We start from the raw sequence: 19,279 nt of genomic DNA on the forward strand, positions 1-19,279 counted from the left end.
AGGATATCTTGATGGCTGAATTACCTGAATCAAGAATTAATGAACGAAATATAACGAGTGAGATGCGCGAATCATTTTTAGATTATGCGATGAGCGTTATTGTATCACGTGCTTTACCAGATGTTAGAGATGGTTTGAAACCAGTACATCGACGTATATTGTATGGTTTGCATGAACAAGGTATGACACCAGATAAGTCATACAAGAAGTCTGCCCGTATTGTTGGGGACGTAATGGGTAAATATCACCCACATGGTGACTCATCTATTTATGAAGCAATGGTAAGAATGGCACAAGACTTCAGCTATCGATATCCTTTAATTGATGGACAAGGTAACTTTGGTTCAATGGATGGCGATGGCGCAGCAGCGATGCGTTATACTGAAGCACGTATGTCTAAGATTACATTAGAAATGCTTAGAGATATAAACAAAGATACGATTGATTTTATAGATAACTACGATGGTAATGAGAGAGAGCCGGCAGTCTTACCATCAAGGTTCCCAAACTTACTAGTTAATGGTGCTTCAGGGATTGCAGTAGGTATGGCTACAAATATTCCACCACATAATTTAACAGAAGTTATTAATGGTGTATTGAGTTTAAGTTATAACCCTGATATTACTATTGCGGAATTGATGGAAGATGTTCAAGGACCTGACTTCCCAACGGCGGGAATTATACTTGGAAAGAGTGGTATTCGTCGCGCCTTTGAAACAGGTCGTGGATCTATTCAAATGCGTTCTCGTGCTGAAATTGAAGAACGTGGTGGCGGACGTCAACGCATCGTCGTTACAGAAGTCCCATATCAAGTAAATAAAGCACGTATGATTGAAAAAATTGCTGAATTAGCACGTGATAAAAAGATTGAAGGTATCACAGATTTACGTGACGAAACAAGTTTACGTACAGGTGTACGTGTTGTTATTGACATTCGTAAAGATGCAAACGCAAGTGTTGTACTAAATAATTTATATAAACAAACGCCATTACAAACATCATTTGGTGTGAATATGATTGCTTTAGTTAACGGCAGACCTAAATTAATTTCACTGAAAGAAGCTTTAGAAGCATATTTAGAGCATCAAAAAGTAGTGGTACGTAGACGTACAGAATACAACTTGAAGAAAGCATTAGATCGCGCACATATTTTAGAAGGACTAAGAATTGCATTAGACCATATCGATGAAATCATTCGAGTGATCCGTGAATCAGAAACTGATAAAGTAGCGATGGCTAGCTTACAAGCACAATTTAAATTATCTGAACGTCAAGCTCAAGCTATCTTAGACATGCGTTTAAGACGTTTGACAGGTTTAGAGCGAGACAAGATTGAATCTGAATATAATGAATTAATAGCTTATATCGAGGAATTAAAAGAGATTCTTGCTGATGAAGAAAAATTATTACAAATCGTCCGCAATGAATTAATCGATATACGTGAACGTTATGGTGACGAACGTAGATCTGAAATTCAACTTGGCGGATTAGATGATATCGAAGATGAAGATTTAATACCTGAAGAACAAATCGTGATTACATTAAGTCACAATAACTATATTAAACGTTTACCAGTTTCTACATATAGAGCACAACATCGTGGTGGGCGTGGCGTACAAGGTATGAATACACTTGAGGAAGACTTTGTTAGTCAACTCGTAACGTTAAGTACGCACGACAACGTATTGTTCTTTACTAATAAAGGACGCGTGTACAAACTTAAAGGTTATGAAGTGCCTGAACTATCACGTCAGTCTAAAGGTATCCCAGTAGTCAACGCAATTGAACTAGATAATGACGAATCAATCAGTACTATGATTGCCGTTAAAGACTTAGAAAGTGAAGACGATTACTTAGTATTTGCAACACTCAAAGGTAGAGTGAAGCGTTCTGCATTGAGTAACTTCTCTCATATCAATAAAAACGGTAAGATTGCGATTAGCTTCAAAAATGATGATGAACTGATTGCTGTTCGTCTCACTGATGGAGAACAAGACATTCTGATTGGTACATCTCATGCATCACTAATACGCTTTAACGAAACTACATTACGTCCGCTTGGTCGTACAGCAGCAGGAGTTAAAGGTATTACACTTAGAGAAGATGATAAAGTGGTCGGTTTAGATGTCACTAATGCTGAGAGCGATGAAGAGATTCTAGTCGTTACTGAAAATGGATACGGTAAACGTACCCCAGTCGGTGATTATAGATTATCAAACCGTGGCGGTAAAGGTATAAAAACAGCTACAATTACTGAGCGTAACGGTAACATTGTATGTATTACTTCAGTAACTGGAGAAGAAGACCTGATGGTTGTAACAAATTCAGGTGTCATTATTCGTATTGATGTAGAAGATATCTCGCAAAATGGTCGTGCTGCCCAGGGTGTAAGATTGATTAAATTAGGTGACAACCAAATTGTATCAACAGTGGCTAAAGTAAATGATGAAGATGAAATTAAAGAAGCTGATGAATCAACTGAAGCTATAGCCTCTGATGTAGACAATGACAATGTATCACAAACTGATTTACAAGGTTCACAAAATAGTGAAAACATTGTAGAAGATGATGCGCCAGGAAATGCGATTCACACAGAAGTTGAAGACGAGGAAAATACGTCAAACAATGATGAACGACAAGAAGTAAGACAAGACTTCATGGATCGTGTTAATGAAGATATAGACAACGCGGATCATGGAACTGATGAAGACAACGAAGAAGAATAACGCTAACTAAAAGACCTACCTCATCTGAGGTAGGTCTTTTTATATTATTCATTTTCTAATGATTTCATAGCGATTGGAATCTCACTGATTAGTCTAGAAGGCGGAACGACATACATTTTTTCAGCTAATTGTTCGCCAATAAAACTGTGTGTATATGTCGCACTTGTAACAGCTTCTTCGATATCATTAAATTGTCCAACGAAGCTAGTTATCATACCAGATAAAGTATCACCCATGCCTCCAGTAGCCATCGCTGGTGTACCAATAGGTAGCTTGTAATCTTTATCTTTAAAGTAAAGTTCTGTACCGTGCATCTTCAGTATAATTGTTGCACCAATACGGTCTACCGCTTCACGGTTACGTTCATAAGTTTGTTCATCTATCGGGATACCACTTAAACGTTCCCACTCTTTTTGATGCGGTGTGAATATGACTTTACAAGTTGGAATCTCAGGTTTCAATTTACTGAAAATCGTAATAGCATCACCATCTACTATCAAAGTTTGATGAGGTTGTATATTTTGAAGTAGGAAAGTAATTGCATTATTACCTTTAAAATCACAACCTAATCCAGGACCGATTAAAATACAATCTGTGTTTTCAATCATTTTTGTTAACATTTTTGTATCATTTATATCGATTACCATTGCCTCTGGACAACGTGAATGCAAAGCAGCATGATTTGTGGGATGAGTTGCTACTGTTATTAAACCACTACCACTGTATACACATGCTCGTGCTGCAAGCATGATTGCACCACCTAAGTTCGCATTACCACCAATTAAAAGAATTCTACCATAATCACCTTTATGTGTTTCATCTTTACGTTTTGGAATGCTCACTGATGATAAAGTTTCCATATTGAAACCCCCTTCTTAAATTACTGAATGTGTGTAAATTTCTGTATTTTAATAAAGAAAATGAACTGACTAACATCTTAAAGAGGTTCTGCTTTTAATAGCGATTATAACAATTGCAGAACGATTTGTATTTCAGTTACTTTTCTATTGTTTTCGTAATAGGAATTATAAATACAATAAGAAATATTATACCTGGTTGTCCTATTAGTCAATAGTTAAAAGCGTTAAGAAATTATAAATTTCAATAAACTTATTTTTATTACAGCTTTATCCCATTAAAACAGTAATTTAATACCATGTTACGGATATTGGTTAAGCTATTGTCCAGCAAAAAATGTAAGCGTATACTCAAAATAATTAGAGAAAAATATTAAGCGAGGAGATGGGAAAATGACATTACAACTTAATGGGGAAACATTAACGATTAACGATATTAAACAGTTTTTAAACAGAGAAGATAAGGTAGAAGTTACGGAAGATGCATTTGAACGTGTGAAAAAGAGTCGCCAAACAGTTGAAGATATTATAGAGAATAAAGAAACAATTTATGGGATTACAACTGGCTTTGGTTTGTTCAGTGATGTACGTATAGACGAAGGAGAATACAACCAATTACAAGTCAACTTAATTCGTTCACATGCATGTGGTATGGGGAAACCATTTTCAGAAGAAGTTGCATTAGTGATGATGGTATTAAGATTGAATACGTTATTAAAAGGGCACTCTGGTGCAACTGTAGATTTAGTAGAACAACTACTATATTACATCAATGAAAGAATTATACCTGTTATTCCGCAACAAGGATCATTAGGTGCTTCGGGAGATTTGGCGCCACTATCACATTTGGCTTTGGCATTAATAGGAGAAGGTAATGTCTTTTATAAAGGTGAAGAAGTAGACAGTCGGTATGTCTTAAATCAGTTAAATCACAAAGCTTTAGAGTTACAAGCTAAAGAAGGTCTTGCGTTGATTAATGGCACACAAGCAATGACCGCTCAAGGGGTTATAAATTATATAGAAGCGGAAGCTCTAGGTTATCAAGCGGAGTGGATTGCCTCCCTTACACACCAAGCTTTAAATGGTATTACAGATGCCTATAATGACAAGGTACATAAAGCTCGTAATTTCCAAGAACAAATTGATGTTGCGGCCAGAATGTTAGACTGGTTGGAAGGTTCAGAATTGACGACGACACAAGGTGAAATACGTGTACAGGATGCTTATACTTTGCGCTGTATACCTCAAATTCATGGTGCTAGCTTCCAAGTATTCAATTATGTGAAGGAAAAATTAGAGTTCGAAATGAATGCTGCAAATGACAATCCACTTATATTTGATGAAGGTGATGAAACACTTGTTATCTCAGGGGGGAATTTTCATGGTCAACCTATAGCGTTTGCTTTAGACTTTTTAAAACTAGGTGTCAGTGAATTAGCGAACGTTTCAGAGAGACGTCTAGAACGCTTGGTAAATCCTCAATTAAATAATGGATTGCCGGCCTTTTTAAGTCCACAACCAGGATTACAAAGTGGTGCAATGATTATGCAGTATGCAGCAGCAAGTCTTGTTTCAGAAAATAAAACACTCGCACACCCAGCAAGTGTTGATTCTATACCTTCTTCCGCTAACCAAGAAGATCATGTTTCCATGGGTACTATAGCTTCAAGACATGGCTATCAAATGATTGAAAATGCGCGTCGTGTATTGGCCATTGAAACAATCATCGCTCTGCAAGCTGTTGAATATAAAGATATTGATAAGTTATCACCTAAGACTTATGAAAAATATCAAGAACTACGTCATATTGTGCCATCTATCACAGAAGATAGACAATTCCATAAGGATATTGAAGCAGTATCACAATATTTGCGTGATGTTGCTTATATGGATGAGATATCATTGACATAAATACTATCACTCTTGAAAAAAATGAAGTTATTTGCTATATTTAATTTAACTTAATAAGTCATTGTTCGTAGGATAAGTAGTATTAATTTTTCGGTTTCAGAGAGCCTGTGTTGAGTGTGAACAGGTAGCCAAGGTTAATGTGAATCTACCTACTATTAAAGAACAATCGGATTTAACCGTTATTTTTGTGAGAGTGCAGTCTAATTTAGACTGTTAAATAGGGTGGCAACACGTAGACCACGTCCCTTGTAGAGGGATGTGGTCTTTTTTGCGTGTTTATCCCAAATTTTAAAAATTGAAAGGATGGATGAAGTTATGTTAGATATTAAATTATTTCGTAATGACCCTGATTTCGTTAAAGAAAAAGTAGCTAAGCGTGGTATGGAAGATACAGTAGTAGATGAAGTACTAGAATTAGATGAACAGCGTCGTCAGTTAATTAGTAAAGCTGAAGAAATGAAAGCTGAACGTAATAAAGTTAGTGGTGAAATTGCTCAGAAGAAACGTAACAAAGAAGATGCAGATCATGCAATCGCAGCAATGCGTAAGCTTGGTGATGAAATTAAAGTTTTAGATGATACGCTTAATCAAGTTGATGTGGATCTTAACGATAAATTATCACGCATTCCAAATATAATTCAGGATGATGTGCCTGAAGGTGCTACAGACGAAGATAACGTAGAAGTTAAACGTTGGGGTACGCCAAGAACTTTTGATTTTGAAGAAAAAGCACATTGGGATTTAGTAGAAGAATTAAAAATGGTTAATTTTGAACGTGCAGCTAAAGTATCTGGAGCTAGATTCGTCTTCTTAACAGGGGAAGGCGCACAATTAGAAAGAGCATTAATGAACTATATGATTACGAAACATACAACACAACATGGTTATACAGAAATGATGGTACCACAATTAGTTAACGCTGATTCAATGTATGGTACTGGGCAATTACCTAAGTTTGAAGAAGACTTGTTTAAAGTTGAAAAAGAAGGACTATATACAATACCTACTGCAGAGGTGCCGTTGACAAATTATTACCGTAATGAAATTATCGGACCGGATGAATTACCAGCTAAATTCACTGCTCAATCAGCATGCTATCGTAGTGAAGCGGGTTCAGCTGGTCGTGATACTAGAGGTCTTATCCGTTTGCATCAGTTCGATAAAGTTGAAATGGTTCGTTTTGAAAAACCAGAAGATTCTTGGCAGGCTTTAGATGAAATGACTGAACATGCAGAAGCAATTTTAGAAGAATTAGGCTTACCATACCGTCGTGTTATTTTATGTACAGGTGATATTGGTTTTGGCTCAAGTAAAACTTATGATTTAGAAGTTTGGTTGCCAAGTTATAATGAATATAAAGAAATAAGTTCTTGTTCAAATATTACTGATTTCCAAGCACGTCGTTCAAATATTCGTTTTAAACGTGATAAAAGTGCTAAACCAGAATTAGCACATACACTTAATGGTAGTGGTTTAGCAGTTGGACGTACGTTTGCTGCAATAGTTGAAAATTATCAAAATGAAGATGGTTCTGTAACAATACCAGAAGCATTAGTGCCATATATGGGTGGTAAAACAGTCATCCGTCCTATTAAATAAATTATTAAAAGTGCGTAGCTAAAGTATTAGCTACGCACTTTTTTATATTTACGGAGAGGGTAGGGGATTTGTAAAAGTTGTAAAAGTTGGGTGTAAGAAATACATAAATACGCACTATTAAAATAGTTAATTTGATTGCAGGAACTGTGTTTTTTTAAAGGGAGGTCTAATAAAAAACACAAGATTCTGAAATGTTTAAATAATTGTACTAACAACGTTTTAAGACAAACGTTAGACTTACTTCACACAAACTTCCCTCTAAGGCTATTGCTTATTTTTATACTATTATATTAGAATGGATTTACTGTTTTTTAGTGTTTGAGGTGAGAGGGTGAAAAAATGGACAATGAGGCGCATGTTACTTTTAAACAAGGTGTAAAAGCATGTATTCCTACTTTGTTAGGTTATGCTGGTGTTGGCCTGTCTTTTGGAATTGTAGCAGTGGCATCGGGATTTAGTATGTTGGAAATTATTTTACTTTGCTTGCTAGTGTATGCGGGCGCTGCACAGTTTATTATTTGTGCACTTGTTATTTCTGGCACGCCCATATCTGCAATTATATTGACGACATTCATTGTGAACTCAAGAATGTTTTTATTAAGCATGACACTTGCGCCAAGTTATAAAAACTATAGTTTATTAAATAGAATTGGTCTTTCTACATTAGTAACAGACGAAACATTCGGTGTAGCTATTACACCACATTTAAAAGGTGAGAAGATTAATGATCGTTGGTTGCATGGATTAAATATAACGGCATATGTCTTTTGGACATTTGCATGTATAATTGGTGCAGTCTTTGGTAAATACATACATCAACCAGAAGCGTTAGGATTAGATTTTGCAATTACCGCTATGTTTATATTCTTAGCTGTCTCACAATTTGAGTCGATAAGACGCTCGAAGATAAACATATATTTTGTATTGATTATATGTGTGATTGTAATGATGTTTAGTTTAAGCTTGTTTATGCCTTCATATTTAGCTATCATATTAGCTTCGACTATTGCAGCGTTGATTGGAGTGGTGATGGAACGATGACAACGACGATACATGTGTTAACAATTATCGTATTATGTGGTGTGGTAACGTGGCTTACACGAATTATTCCCTTTATCTTGATAACTAAAATAAAGTTATCTGAACGTGTTATTAAATGGCTATCATTTATACCAATTACATTATTCACTGCCTTAATCATCGATGGATTAATAGAGCAACAAGAAGGTGTGATGGGTTATAGCATTAATGTGCCGTTCTTAATAACGATGCTCCCAACTATTATTATTGCTGTGATATCACGCAGCTTAACAATCACTATACTTAGTGGCATTATCATTATGGCAGTGTTACGTTGGGTATTTTAAACAATCCTATTGAAGTAAGTTATATTATCCGTTAAACTATAAATAATTAGAAAATTAAGATATTTCAGATTACATTAACACTTTAATTTTATCTGAATTAATGCGCTTATCTTTAATACAATTAAAATCAAATCTTATTTCGAGAAGCTGAGGGACTTGGCCCGTAGACGCTTCAGCAACCGGCTTATAAAGTACGGTGCTAATACCATCGATACACTCGAATGATAAGTACTTTTAACTTCTTACTTATTTTATGAGTGAGGAGTTTTTTTACTAAGTAGGAGGTAAAACATGACGAATTATACGGTTGATACATTAGAACTAGGGCCATTCACAACGGAGTCAGGTGAATTCATCTCAAACTTAAAACTACGTTATGAACATGTAGGGTTAAAAGGGCAACCACTTGTGGTGGTTTGTCATGCTTTAACAGGTAATCACTTAACGTATGGTACAAATGAAAACCCTGGATGGTGGAGAGGGATTATTGATGGTGGTTATATGCCAATTAATGATTACCAGTTTTTGACATTTAATGTTATTGGAAGTCCTTATGGTTCAAGTTCTGCATTAACAGAGCCAAACTTTCCTGAGACACTTACGTTAAGAGATATCGTACGTGCTATAGAATTAGGAATTGAAACATTAGGTTTCGAAAGAATTAACATATTAATCGGTGGTTCGTTAGGTGGCATGCAAGCAATAGAATTATTATATAATCGTAAATTTGATGTTGAAAAGGCAGTGATTCTCGCAGCTACAGATAAAACATCATCCTATAGTCGTGCGTTTAATGAGATAGCGAGACAGGCTATTCATTTAGACAATAAAGAGGGCATGAGTATTGCAAGGCAGTTAGGTTTTTTAACATACCGTTCGTCTAAAAGTTATGATAAACGTTTCTCACCAGATCAAGTTGTAACCTACCAAAAACATCAAGGCAATAAATTTATGAATCATTTTGATTCTTTATGCTATTTAACACTCCTAGACGTCTTAGATAGTCATGACGTTGATAGAGGACGCAATGATGTAGATGAAGTTTTTAGTAACCTAGACACTAAAGTAATGACAATGGGCTTTACAGATGATTTGTTATATCCAGATGACTTAGTACGTGCCGTGGGGAACCGTTTTAAATATCACAAACATTTCTTTGTACCAGATAACGTAGGTCATGATGGTTTCTTACTGAATTTTAATGACTGGGCGCCTAATCTATATCACTTTTTAAAAGTATATAAAATTAAAAGAAAATGATTTAACGACTTTAATATATTAATTTTTAGGATGAAGCTATATGACTACTTTCGATAGGGGAGGGTAGACTGACATATATAGTACATCCTTTTTTTGGTACAAGTATTCAAGTTGTGGTGACGTAAAGTGAAATTAAAAGTAGTAACATTAGAAATGTAATACCGTGAAGTGTTGATGAGTTCAGTCATTTATATGTTTATAATTATGGAAAGTATAGTATATCGTTATCTTCTGTATTTGGATTGCCAATAATTGTATAAAAGTTTTAAAGAGGTTAAAATAATAGTTATAGTCAAAAATAGTATGGGAGTGGCGAAATTGTTTTCAAAAATATATCCTAAAGTAACTGTGCTTAGTATACTAACGCTAATCGTAGTGGCTTTAGCTTTACATATATTACCTCCGTTAGGCCTGGTGTTAGGTATCTTTGCAACAATTCCAGGCATTATCTTATGGCATAAGTCTATTGAATCATTTGGTTTAACAGCAGTCATTACAGTGGTATTAACAACATTACTAGGTAATATATTTGTGTTAAGTACTATGGTCATCATACTCTTAGTGAGTTTTGTTATCGGCCAATTATTAAAAGAACGTACATCTAAAGAACGCATACTTTATATAACAACTACATATATTAGTATGTTCTCGTTAATTGCGTTTATGGGACTACAAACGTTTGATAAAATACCAAGCTCTACAGTTTTAATGAAACCAGTGAAAGATTACATGCATAACGTTGTTTCTGGAATTGCGGGAACTGCAGAATATAAGCAAATGCTTGAAGAAGGCTTCCGCCAGATGTCAGTTCAGTTACCAAGTTATGTCATTATCACAGTATTTCTACTTATTTTAATCAATTTAATTATTACTTTTCCAATTTTACGTAAGTTCAAAATCGCTACACCAATATTTAAACCGTTATATGCTTGGCAAATGAAGCGTTCACTATTATGGATGTATATTATCGTCTTGATTTGTGTTATGTTTTCGAGCCAACCAGGGACTTTCCAAAGTATCGTTTTAAACTTTGAAATTGTGTTATCATTATGTATGTATATTCAGGGCTTAAGTGTTATTCACTTTTTCGGAAAGGCAAAATCAATGCCAACCGCACTTTCTGTGTTATTCATGGTTATAGGGACAGCTTTAATGCCATTAACACATATTGTAAGTCTCCTGGGTGTTATAGATTTGTGTATTAACTTAAAAAGTATCATTAAAAAATGATTTGAGGTGGAAGAATGAACCGTCAATCCACTAAAAAAGCGTTAGTTTTACCATTTATTATTATGGCGCTCACAGCAATTGCACTTGTAGTAGTTTGGTTTGTTTTTAACCAGCTCATTGCAGGCATAGCGACAGTTGTATTAGTGATTATTATCGTAGGGACAGCAATAATGGTAAGACGAGCTTTACAGAAACTAGATAGCTATGTTGATAATCTAAGTGGCCATATTTCGGCAGGCAATAATATCGCAATTAAAAGTTTGCCAATTGGAATGATTATCTTAGATGAAAATGAAAACATAGAGTGGATGAACAAATTTATGTCGGAACGCTTAACGCGTAATGTAATTTCCGATCCAGTTAATGAAGTATATCCTAATATCTTAAAACAATTAGAAAAAACACAAGAAGTTGAGATTTCTGAAAATGAGTACCACTACCGCGTACGTTATTCTGAAAAAGAACATGTATTGTATTTCTTTGATATTACTGAAGAAGTACAGACAAATAAGCTATATGAAGACTCTAAACCGATTATTGCTACATTGTTCTTAGATAATTATGACGAGATTACGCAAAATATGAATGACACACAAAAATCAGAGATTAACTCGATGGTTACACGTGTGATTAGTAGATGGGCTAGTGAGCATAACATTTATTTCAAACGTTATAGCTCAGATCAATTTGTTGCTTATTTAAATCAAGATATATTAAACAACATAGAAGCAACAAACTTTAGTATTTTAAGTCAGTTGCGTGAAAAGAGTGTCGGCTACCGTGCACAGCTAACTTTAAGTATCGGTGTCGGTGAAGGATCTGAAGATTTAATAGATTTAGGTGAATTATCACAATCAGGACTAGACTTAGCGCTAGGACGTGGTGGTGACCAGGTTGCTATCAAGCATATGAACGGCAATGTACGTTTCTATGGCGGTAAGACTGACCCAATGGAAAAACGTACACGTGTTAGAGCACGTGTTATATCACATGCGCTTAAAGATATTCTGATGGAAGGCGACAAAGTTATCATTATGGGACATAAACGCCCTGACTTAGATGCCATCGGTGGTGCAATTGGTGTGTCACGTTTTGCGATGATGAATAACCTAGATGCTTATATCGTCTTAAATGATTCTGACATTGATCCAACATTACGACGTGTTATGGATGCAGTAAATGAAAAACCAGAATTAAAGGACCGTTTTATCACATCGGATGAAGCATGGGATATTATGACATCTAAGACAACATTAGTCATTGTAGATACGCATAAACCTGAAATGGTCATCGATGAGAACATTTTAAATAAAGCTAACCGTAAAGTGGTTATTGATCATCATAGACGTGGTGAGAGCTTTATTTCGAGTCCGTTGCTTGTTTATATGGAACCATATGCAAGTTCAACTGCAGAACTCGTGACAGAACTACTTGAGTATCAACCGACAGAACAACGATTAACGCGTTTAGAATCGACAGTCATGTTTGCAGGTATTATTGTAGATACGCGTAACTTCACGCTACGAACAGGTTCTAGAACTTTCGATGCTGCAAGTTACTTACGTGCACACGGCGCAGATACAATATTGACACAACATTTCTTGAAAGATGATCTTGATACGTATATCAATCGTACCGAGTTGATTCAAACAGTGAAATTACAAGAAAATGGTGTGGCTATTGCACATGGTTCGAATGATAAAATTTATCATCCTGTTACAGTTGCACAAGCTGCCGATGAACTGTTAAGTTTAGATGGTGTAGAGGCTTCGTACGTAATTGCAAGAAGAGAAGAAAATGTAATAGGTATGTCTGCCCGCTCACTTGGTGCTGTCAATGTGCAATTAACAATGGAAGCACTTGGCGGTGGTGGTCATTTAACGAATGCAGCCACACAGTTAAAAGATGTAACAGTGGATGAAGCAATAGAACAATTACAACAAGCTATAACAGAACAAATGAGTAGGAGTGAAAATGCATGAAAGTAATATTCACACAAGATGTAAAAGGTAAAGGTAAAAAAGGTGAAGTTAAAGACGTACCAGTAGGTTATGCAAATAACTTCTTATTAAAGAAAAATTATGCAATAGAAGCAACACCTGGTAATTTAAAACAATTAGAACAAAAAAATAAAGCTGCTGAAGCAGAGCGTCAACAAGAAATTGAAGATGCTAAACAATTAAAAGCACAATTAAGTGAAATTGAAGTCGAAGTGTCTGCTAAAACAGGCGAAGGCGGTAAATTGTTTGGTTCAGTAAGTACGAAACAAATCACGCAAGCATTACAAGAACAACACAACATTAAAATTGATAAGCGTAAAATGGATTTACCAAACGGTATCCATGCATTAGGTTACACTAATGTACCAGTTAAACTAGATAAAGAAGTTGAAGGTACAATCCGTGTACACACAGTTGAACAATAATAGTGGATTGAGATATGAGGTGTAATCACAATGGATGGAATGTATGAACAAAATCAAATGCCACACAGTAATGAGGCTGAACAGTCTGTCTTAGGTGCCATTATCATAGATCCAGAATTAATCAACACAACTCAGGAAGTATTGCTTCCTGAGTCATTTTATAGAGGTGCACATCAACACATCTTTAGAGCAATGATGAACCTCAATGAAGATAATAGAGATATTGATGTGGTAACCATTATGGATCAATTGACACAAGAGGGTCGATTGAATGAAGCGGGTGGTCCTCAATATCTTGCAGAATTATCAAGTAATGTGCCGACAACACGTAATATCCAATACTATACCGAGATTGTTTTTAAGCATGCAACTAAACGTAAATTAATACAAACTGCAGATAGTATTGCGAATGATGGTTATAATGATGAGCTGGAACTAGATACGATACTTAACGACGCTGAACGTCGTATATTAGAATTATCATCCTCACGTGAAAGTGATGGATTTAAGGATATTCGAGATGTACTAGGTGAAGTATATGAGAATGCAGAACTATTAGATCAAAACAGTGGTCAAACTCCAGGTATTCCAACGGGCTACAGAGATTTAGACCAGATGACAGCAGGGTTTAACCGTAATGATTTAATCATTTTAGCAGCACGTCCTTCAGTAGGTAAGACTGCCTTCGCGCTTAATATTGCGCAAAAAGTTGCAACACACGAAGATCATTTTTCAGTAGGTATATTCTCGCTAGAGATGGGTGCAGATCAACTTGCAACACGTATGATTTGTAGTTCAGGAAACGTGGACTCAAACCGCTTGAGAACTGGTATGATGACTGAAGAAGACTGGAATAGATTTACTATAGCAGTCGGTAAACTGTCACGTACTAAGATATTTATCGATGATACTCCAGGTATTCGTATTACTGACATTCGTTCTAAGTGCCGTCGTTTAAAGCAAGAGCACGGATTAGATATGGTTGTTATTGATTACTTACAATTAATCTCAGGTAGTGGCTCACGCTTTTCAGATAACAGACAACAAGAAGTTTCTGAAATTTCACGTACATTAAAGGCTATAGCTAGAGAGCTAGAATGTCCTGTTATTGCACTGAGTCAGCTATCACGTGGCGTTGAGCAGCGTCAAGATAAACGTCCGATGATGAGTGATATTCGTGAGTCAGGTTCTATCGAGCAAGATGCCGATATCATCGCTTTCTTATACCGTGATGATTATTATAATCGTGGTGAAGACGAAGAAGACGATGATGATACTAATTTCGAACCTCAAACAAATGATGAAAATGGGGAAATTGAAATTATTATCGCTAAGCAACGTAATGGCCCTACAGGAACAGTGAAGCTGCACTTTATGAAACAATACAACAAATTTACAGATATAGACTATGCACATGCTGAAATGGGTTAAAAAATAATGAAAAATATTTTTCCGTACAATGAACTGATTTGAAGTTTTATTGTACGGTTTTTGTTTGCGTTTGGTTCATAGATTTATAAGTAAGTATGTGTCTTTATTTTACAAATTAGTTCGATAAGACTTTGGTATCACTAGCTTAAAGATGCATACGAGTTGGTTGATATTTTTTGCTGAGTAGAGAGAATCATTGAAAATTAATGTTCGATTTTTGGTTTGCAATCTATCCTGTGTATTGGTAAAATACGTAATGGTTAATCGAGAAAACTTGGAGGTGCTCATATGTCATCAATAGTAGTAGTTGGGACACAATGGGGAGACGAAGGTAAAGGTAAAATTACAGATTTCTTAGCAGAACAAGCAGACGTTATTGCACGTTTTTCAGGCGGTAATAATGCAGGTCATACTATTAAATTTGGCGGAGAAACATATAAATTACACTTAGTACCATCTGGTATTTTTTATAAAGAAAAATTAGCAGTGATTGGTAACGGTGTCGTTGTAGATCCAGTGGCACTATTAAAAGAATTAGACGCTTTAAATGAAAGAGGTATTTCGACAGATAACTTACGTATTTCAAACCGAGCACAAGTTATTTTACCTTATCATATTAAACAAGATGAATATGAAGAAGAACGTCGTGGAGATAATAAAATTGGTACAACGAAAAAAGGAATTGGCCCTGCTTACGTAGATAAAGCACAACGTATTGGTATTCGTGTTGCCGATTTATTAGACAAAGAAACATTCGAAAGATTATTAAAAGATAATATTGAATACAAAGGTGCATACTTCGAAGGCATGTTTGGTAAACCGTGTCCATCATTTGATGAAATCTTTGAAGCTTATTATGCAGCCGGCCAACGTTTAGCTCCATTCGTTACTGACACTGCAAAAGTTTTAGACGATGCATTTGTAGCAGAAGAAAAAGTATTATTTGAAGGTGCACAAGGTGTAATGTTAGACATCGATCATGGTACATACCCATTTGTTACTTCAAGTAACCCAGTTGCAGGTAATGTTACTGTGGGTGGCGGTGTAGGTCCAACATTCGTATCTAAAGTGATTGGTGTATGTAAAGCATATACATCACGTGTAGGCGACGGTCCATTCCCAACTGAACTATTTGATGATGACGGACACCATATCCGTGAAGTAGGCCGTGAATACGGTACAACTACAGGTCGTCCACGCCGTGTAGGTTGGTTCGATTCAGTTGTATTACGTCACTCTCGCCGTGCGAGTGGTATTACAGACTTATCAATCAACTCTATTGATGTGTTAACAGGTCTAAAAGAAGTTAAAATCTGTACTGCTTATGAGTTAGACGGTAAAGAAATCACTGAATATCCAGCAAACTTGAAAGATTTACAACGCTGTAAGCCAATCTTTGAAACATTGCCTGGTTGGACAGAAGATGTAACAGGTTGTCGTTCATTAGATGAATTACCTGATAACGCACGTAGATATTTAGAGCGTATCTCTGAATTAAGTGATGTTAAGATTTCTATCTTCTCAGTAGGTCCAGATCGTAATCAAACCAACTTATTAAGTTCATTATGGTAAGCAAATAGTGCCATTGAACCTCTATTAAAAGAAAACCTTGTAGTCATTCATTTTGTAAAAAATGATTTGGCTACAAGGTTTTTTGTATATATTTATTTTTGCATTATGCAATGCGCGTCACGAAACTCTAAAATTTTATTCGCGGCTAATTCATAACCGTATTGTTCACTATGTGAAGGGTCTTTAATCATATCTATATTGTTTTGGTATTCTTCTAAATGATTAAGCATTGTTAATACGGTTTGTTTCAATTGTTCTACAGTAAAAGTTTCGGAATTTAATTGTTGCCCGATATTTAAATCTTCTATTTGTTGTGCTACAACGGGTTGGTCTGCATTTTGTGGAAAAGCTAGCATAGGTACGCCCATCATAATTGCTTCATTTGCACTATTCATACCTGCATGTGTCAAGAATAATGAAGTGTATTGCAGTAATTCAGTTTGAGGTACAAATGACTTTATAATAAAGTTGGAAGGCACTTCATCAAAATCCTCTATACGATTCGTTTCTCCAATAGAAACTACAACTGTGGCGTCAATATCAGCTAATGCTTTAAAACACTTATTGAAAAACGGTATATTTTCATTAAAAACAGTACCTAAAGAAATGTAGATAATTGGTTTAGACTGATCAATTTCTGCCATGAAGTCCGAAGGCTGTGGCATGATGACAGACGGTCCAGCAAAGAAATAGCGATTACTGTCAAATGTATCAGAGTTAATTTGGAAGTTTCGCATGACGTATGAAATATTTAAGTCGCCTGGATTATTCATCACTTCAAATCTTGAAGGAATTGAAATATCATAAGTTTGTTCTAAACGTGTCTTTAAAGTAATAAACGCTTTGTCAGCTTCATCTTTTGCTTCAGCACTTAAATTTACGTTCAATTGATTTGTGAATTGCTCAAATGAATCTTTAGTGTGTGCAAATGTTGTAATAGAAGAAATAGCAGGAATACCTAATTTTTGAGCCAACATATAGCCGCATCCAAACATAGAATCATAAATCATATAGTCATAGTGTTCATTTTCGATGTTTTTTAATATTTTTGGTAAGAACAGATCTGTCGTATTTAACAAGCCATTCATGACATTAAAGAGATTATCACGTCCATAAGTCGAAAAATGAGTCATCATATCATCTGAATTAAATGTACGTATTTCTACGCCAATATCCTGAAGCCTATCTGTGAATTTATCAGTTGCGTAATATACAACTTCCTCGCCTTTCTCTACTAATGTTTTACAAACGGCTACTGTTGGATTTACATGTCCTGCAGAACCTGGGTTAATAAATAGTACTTTTGCCAATTGAGTGCCTCCTCATATGTATTATTTAATTATTTTATCAAAATACATAGAAAACATAAAATATTTCAAATTTAATAAATAGGTTTACTATTAAAGTTTAATGCATTGTTATTGGTATTTTAGTAGTGATACTTAAAGTTTGAGTGCTATTTTGTCGGGCTTTCATCACATTTTTATAGTTTTTTATAGGTATTGGTAAAAAAGTTACACATTATACAATTAAGATAGAAAATTATACTAATTTAATTTAAAAAAGAGCTTGTCATCCTATGAAAGAGTTGGTATAATTTATTTTGTGCTTAAGAGAGGCTCCTTGGTCAAGCGGTTAAGACACCGCCCTTTCACGGCGGTAACACGGGTTCGAGTCCCGTAGGAGTCACCATTTTTTTAGGTCTCGTAGTGTAGCGGTTAACACGCCTGCCTGTCACGCAGGAGATCGCGGGTTCGATTCCCGTCGAGACCGTATAATGCCCATCCAACAGGATGGGCATTTTTTTGTATATATTTTTTTAATTACTACTTGATTAGACTTCAGTATACATTGCTAATCTAGCAAGTATAATATTTTTGTAGTTACGTCAGGATAAAAAGAATTTATAAGTATTAAATATAGGAGGAAAGTAGATTTTTATTTCGTAAGTAAATTGTGTAAGCAATTAATTCGAACGTAAACGCAATATTGTTTAGACTGGAAATATCTATTCATGACTCGAAGAGTACCCATTTTATAGCAACAATGTTATAATTTTACAATATACAATTTTAATTTTCTATTTAGAAAAATAGAATTGAAGTGCCATAAATGGTAAATTATATTATAGAGATGTGCGTAGAATTTAATGTAAATGTACTACAATATAGAAATGAGGTTTATAAAATATGGCTAGAAAAGTTGTTGTAGTCGATGATGAAAAACCAATTGCTGACATTTTAGAATTTAATTTAAAAAAAGAAGGGTACGAAGTATTTTGTGCCTATGATGGAAATGATGCAGTAGATTTAATATATGATGAAGAGCCAGATATCGTGTTGTTAGATATCATGTTACCTGGTCGTGATGGCATGGAAGTCTGCCGTGAAGTACGTAAAAAATATGAAATGCCAATCATTATGTTAACTGCAAAAGATTCAGAAATAGATAAAGTATTAGGTCTTGAGCTAGGTGCCGATGACTATGTGACGAAACCATTTAGCACACGTGAATTAATCGCACGTGTGAAAGCAAATTTACGTCGTCATTATTCGCAACCAGCACAAGAAATTAACGACGAATCTAATGAAATTACTATAAAAGATATCGTTATCTATCCAGATGCTTATTCTATTAAAAAACGTGGCGGTGACATCGAATTAACACACCGTGAATTCGAACTATTCCATTATTTATCTAAACATATGGGGCAAGTCATGACACGCGAACATTTATTACAAACCGTTTGGGGCTATGACTATTTTGGCGATGTGCGTACTGTAGACGTTACAATTCGACGCTTACGTGAAAAAATTGAGGATGATCCATCTCATCCAGAATATATAGTGACACGCCGTGGTGTTGGATATTTCCTCCAACAACATGATTAGAGGCCATGTT

Annotated in this window: 14 protein-coding genes, 2 tRNA genes, 1 riboswitch and 1 other annotated feature; of the genes, 14 read left to right on the forward strand and 2 right to left on the reverse strand. The window is 35.3% G+C overall.

The annotated features are described in order from the left end of the window. The first annotated feature begins 11 nt into the window (after positions 1 to 11). Complete coding sequence (gyrA, locus tag D9V42_RS05520) at positions 12 to 2,726, forward strand: DNA gyrase subunit A (protein WP_122063642.1); 2,715 nt, start codon at positions 12 to 14, stop codon at positions 2,724 to 2,726. Positions 2,727 to 2,770: 44 nt separating this feature from the next. Here the strand turns inward: gyrA and D9V42_RS05525 are convergent, their stop codons facing one another. Next, entirely contained in the window at positions 2,771 to 3,586 is an 816-nt protein-coding gene (locus D9V42_RS05525) for an NAD(P)H-hydrate dehydratase (protein WP_017723680.1), read from the reverse strand. Between the two features lie 390 nt (positions 3,587 to 3,976). On the opposite strand from D9V42_RS05525, the gene hutH reads away from it, so the two are divergent. The 10 genes from hutH (at position 3,977) to D9V42_RS05575 (ending at position 16,378) form a co-directional block, all read left to right on the forward strand. Next, positions 3,977 to 5,494: a histidine ammonia-lyase gene (gene hutH / locus D9V42_RS05530; protein WP_107554715.1), complete on the forward strand. Its 1,518-nt coding sequence runs from the start codon at positions 3,977 to 3,979 to the stop codon at positions 5,492 to 5,494. A 61-nt stretch (positions 5,495 to 5,555) separates the two neighbouring features. Continuing rightward, positions 5,556 to 5,744, forward strand: a binding site (T-box leader). Positions 5,745 to 5,809: 65 nt separating this feature from the next. Beyond that, on the forward strand, positions 5,810 to 7,093 hold the full coding sequence (gene serS, locus D9V42_RS05535) for a serine--tRNA ligase (protein WP_122063645.1): 1,284 nt from the start codon (positions 5,810 to 5,812) through the stop codon (positions 7,091 to 7,093). 339 nt (positions 7,094 to 7,432) lie between these two features. After that, a complete protein-coding gene (locus D9V42_RS05540; RefSeq protein WP_122063648.1) occupies positions 7,433 to 8,134 on the forward strand; it encodes an AzlC family ABC transporter permease in 702 nt (233 codons plus the stop codon). Continuing rightward, a complete protein-coding gene (locus tag D9V42_RS05545; RefSeq protein WP_107529967.1) occupies positions 8,131 to 8,460 on the forward strand; it encodes an AzlD domain-containing protein in 330 nt (109 codons plus the stop codon). The genes D9V42_RS05540 and D9V42_RS05545 overlap by 4 nt, the downstream gene beginning before the upstream one ends. 131 nt (positions 8,461 to 8,591) lie before the next feature. Beyond that, positions 8,592 to 8,691, forward strand: a riboswitch (SAM riboswitch). Positions 8,692 to 8,751: 60 nt separating this feature from the next. After that, positions 8,752 to 9,720 (forward strand): homoserine O-acetyltransferase MetX, encoded by a 969-nt coding sequence (gene metX, locus D9V42_RS05550; protein ID WP_107554712.1) that lies wholly within the window; start codon positions 8,752 to 8,754, stop codon positions 9,718 to 9,720. A 303-nt stretch (positions 9,721 to 10,023) separates the two neighbouring features. After that, positions 10,024 to 10,950, forward strand: coding sequence for a DUF2232 domain-containing protein (locus D9V42_RS05555; protein WP_172592900.1), 927 nt, complete (start codon positions 10,024 to 10,026; stop codon positions 10,948 to 10,950). Positions 10,951 to 10,964: 14 nt separating this feature from the next. Continuing rightward, the gene (locus D9V42_RS05560) at positions 10,965 to 12,932 is read left to right on the forward strand and encodes a DHH family phosphoesterase (protein ID WP_122063650.1); all 1,968 of its coding nucleotides are present in this window, start codon (positions 10,965 to 10,967) and stop codon (positions 12,930 to 12,932) included. Continuing rightward, positions 12,929 to 13,375 carry a 50S ribosomal protein L9 gene (gene rplI, locus D9V42_RS05565; protein WP_017723688.1) on the forward strand — a complete coding sequence of 149 codons (447 nt, stop codon included), beginning with the start codon at positions 12,929 to 12,931 and terminating at the stop codon, positions 13,373 to 13,375. The genes D9V42_RS05560 and rplI overlap by 4 nt, the downstream gene beginning before the upstream one ends. A 30-nt stretch (positions 13,376 to 13,405) precedes the next feature. Further along, positions 13,406 to 14,806, forward strand: coding sequence for a replicative DNA helicase (gene dnaB, locus D9V42_RS05570; protein ID WP_017723689.1), 1,401 nt, complete (start codon positions 13,406 to 13,408; stop codon positions 14,804 to 14,806). Positions 14,807 to 15,094: 288 nt separating this feature from the next. After that, positions 15,095 to 16,378, forward strand: a complete 1,284-nt coding sequence (locus D9V42_RS05575; RefSeq protein WP_122063652.1) for an adenylosuccinate synthase — start codon at positions 15,095 to 15,097, stop codon at positions 16,376 to 16,378. A gap of 92 nt (positions 16,379 to 16,470) precedes the next feature. Here D9V42_RS05575 and D9V42_RS05580 read toward each other — a convergent pair whose 3' ends face one another. Next, the gene (locus D9V42_RS05580; RefSeq protein ID WP_107554709.1) at positions 16,471 to 17,688 is read right to left on the reverse strand and encodes a macrolide family glycosyltransferase; all 1,218 of its coding nucleotides are present in this window, start codon (positions 17,686 to 17,688) and stop codon (positions 16,471 to 16,473) included. 307 nt (positions 17,689 to 17,995) lie between these two features. Here D9V42_RS05580 and D9V42_RS05585 point away from each other — a divergent pair. The 3 genes from D9V42_RS05585 (at position 17,996) to yycF (ending at position 19,269) form a co-directional block, all read left to right on the forward strand. After that, positions 17,996 to 18,070 (forward strand) — tRNA-Glu (locus D9V42_RS05585). 8 nt (positions 18,071 to 18,078) lie between these two features. Beyond that, a tRNA-Asp gene (locus tag D9V42_RS05590) sits at positions 18,079 to 18,151 on the forward strand. Positions 18,152 to 18,567: 416 nt separating this feature from the next. Next, positions 18,568 to 19,269 carry a response regulator YycF gene (yycF, locus tag D9V42_RS05595; protein WP_017723692.1) on the forward strand — a complete coding sequence of 234 codons (702 nt, stop codon included), beginning with the start codon at positions 18,568 to 18,570 and terminating at the stop codon, positions 19,267 to 19,269. The last annotated feature ends 10 nt before the right edge of the window (positions 19,270 to 19,279 follow it).

The sequence above is a fragment of the Staphylococcus pseudoxylosus genome, from assembly GCF_003697915.1.
Classification (GTDB): domain Bacteria; phylum Bacillota; class Bacilli; order Staphylococcales; family Staphylococcaceae; genus Staphylococcus; species Staphylococcus pseudoxylosus.

Bases quoted from the DNA above. Each gene is read 5' to 3' on its own strand.
- D9V42_RS05540 (WP_122063648.1), top strand. From the start codon at position 7,433: ATGGACAATGAGGCGCATGTTACTTTTAAACAAGGTGTAAAAGCATGT.
- D9V42_RS05560 (WP_122063650.1), top strand. From the start codon at position 10,965: ATGAACCGTCAATCCACTAAAAAAGCGTTAGTTTTACCATTTATTATT.
- metX (WP_107554712.1), top strand. From the start codon at position 8,752: ATGACGAATTATACGGTTGATACATTAGAACTAGGGCCATTCACAACG.
- D9V42_RS05545 (WP_107529967.1), top strand. From the start codon at position 8,131: ATGACAACGACGATACATGTGTTAACAATTATCGTATTATGTGGTGTG.
- gyrA (WP_122063642.1), top strand. From the start codon at position 12: ATGGCTGAATTACCTGAATCAAGAATTAATGAACGAAATATAACGAGT.
- D9V42_RS05555 (WP_172592900.1), top strand. From the start codon at position 10,024: ATGGGAGTGGCGAAATTGTTTTCAAAAATATATCCTAAAGTAACTGTG.
- D9V42_RS05575 (WP_122063652.1), top strand. From the start codon at position 15,095: ATGTCATCAATAGTAGTAGTTGGGACACAATGGGGAGACGAAGGTAAA.
- serS (WP_122063645.1), top strand. From the start codon at position 5,810: ATGTTAGATATTAAATTATTTCGTAATGACCCTGATTTCGTTAAAGAA.
- rplI (WP_017723688.1), top strand. From the start codon at position 12,929: ATGAAAGTAATATTCACACAAGATGTAAAAGGTAAAGGTAAAAAAGGT.
- dnaB (WP_017723689.1), top strand. From the start codon at position 13,406: ATGGATGGAATGTATGAACAAAATCAAATGCCACACAGTAATGAGGCT.
- hutH (WP_107554715.1), top strand. From the start codon at position 3,977: ATGACATTACAACTTAATGGGGAAACATTAACGATTAACGATATTAAA.
- D9V42_RS05525 (WP_017723680.1), bottom strand. From the start codon at position 3,586: ATGGAAACTTTATCATCAGTGAGCATTCCAAAACGTAAAGATGAAACA.
- yycF (WP_017723692.1), top strand. From the start codon at position 18,568: ATGGCTAGAAAAGTTGTTGTAGTCGATGATGAAAAACCAATTGCTGAC.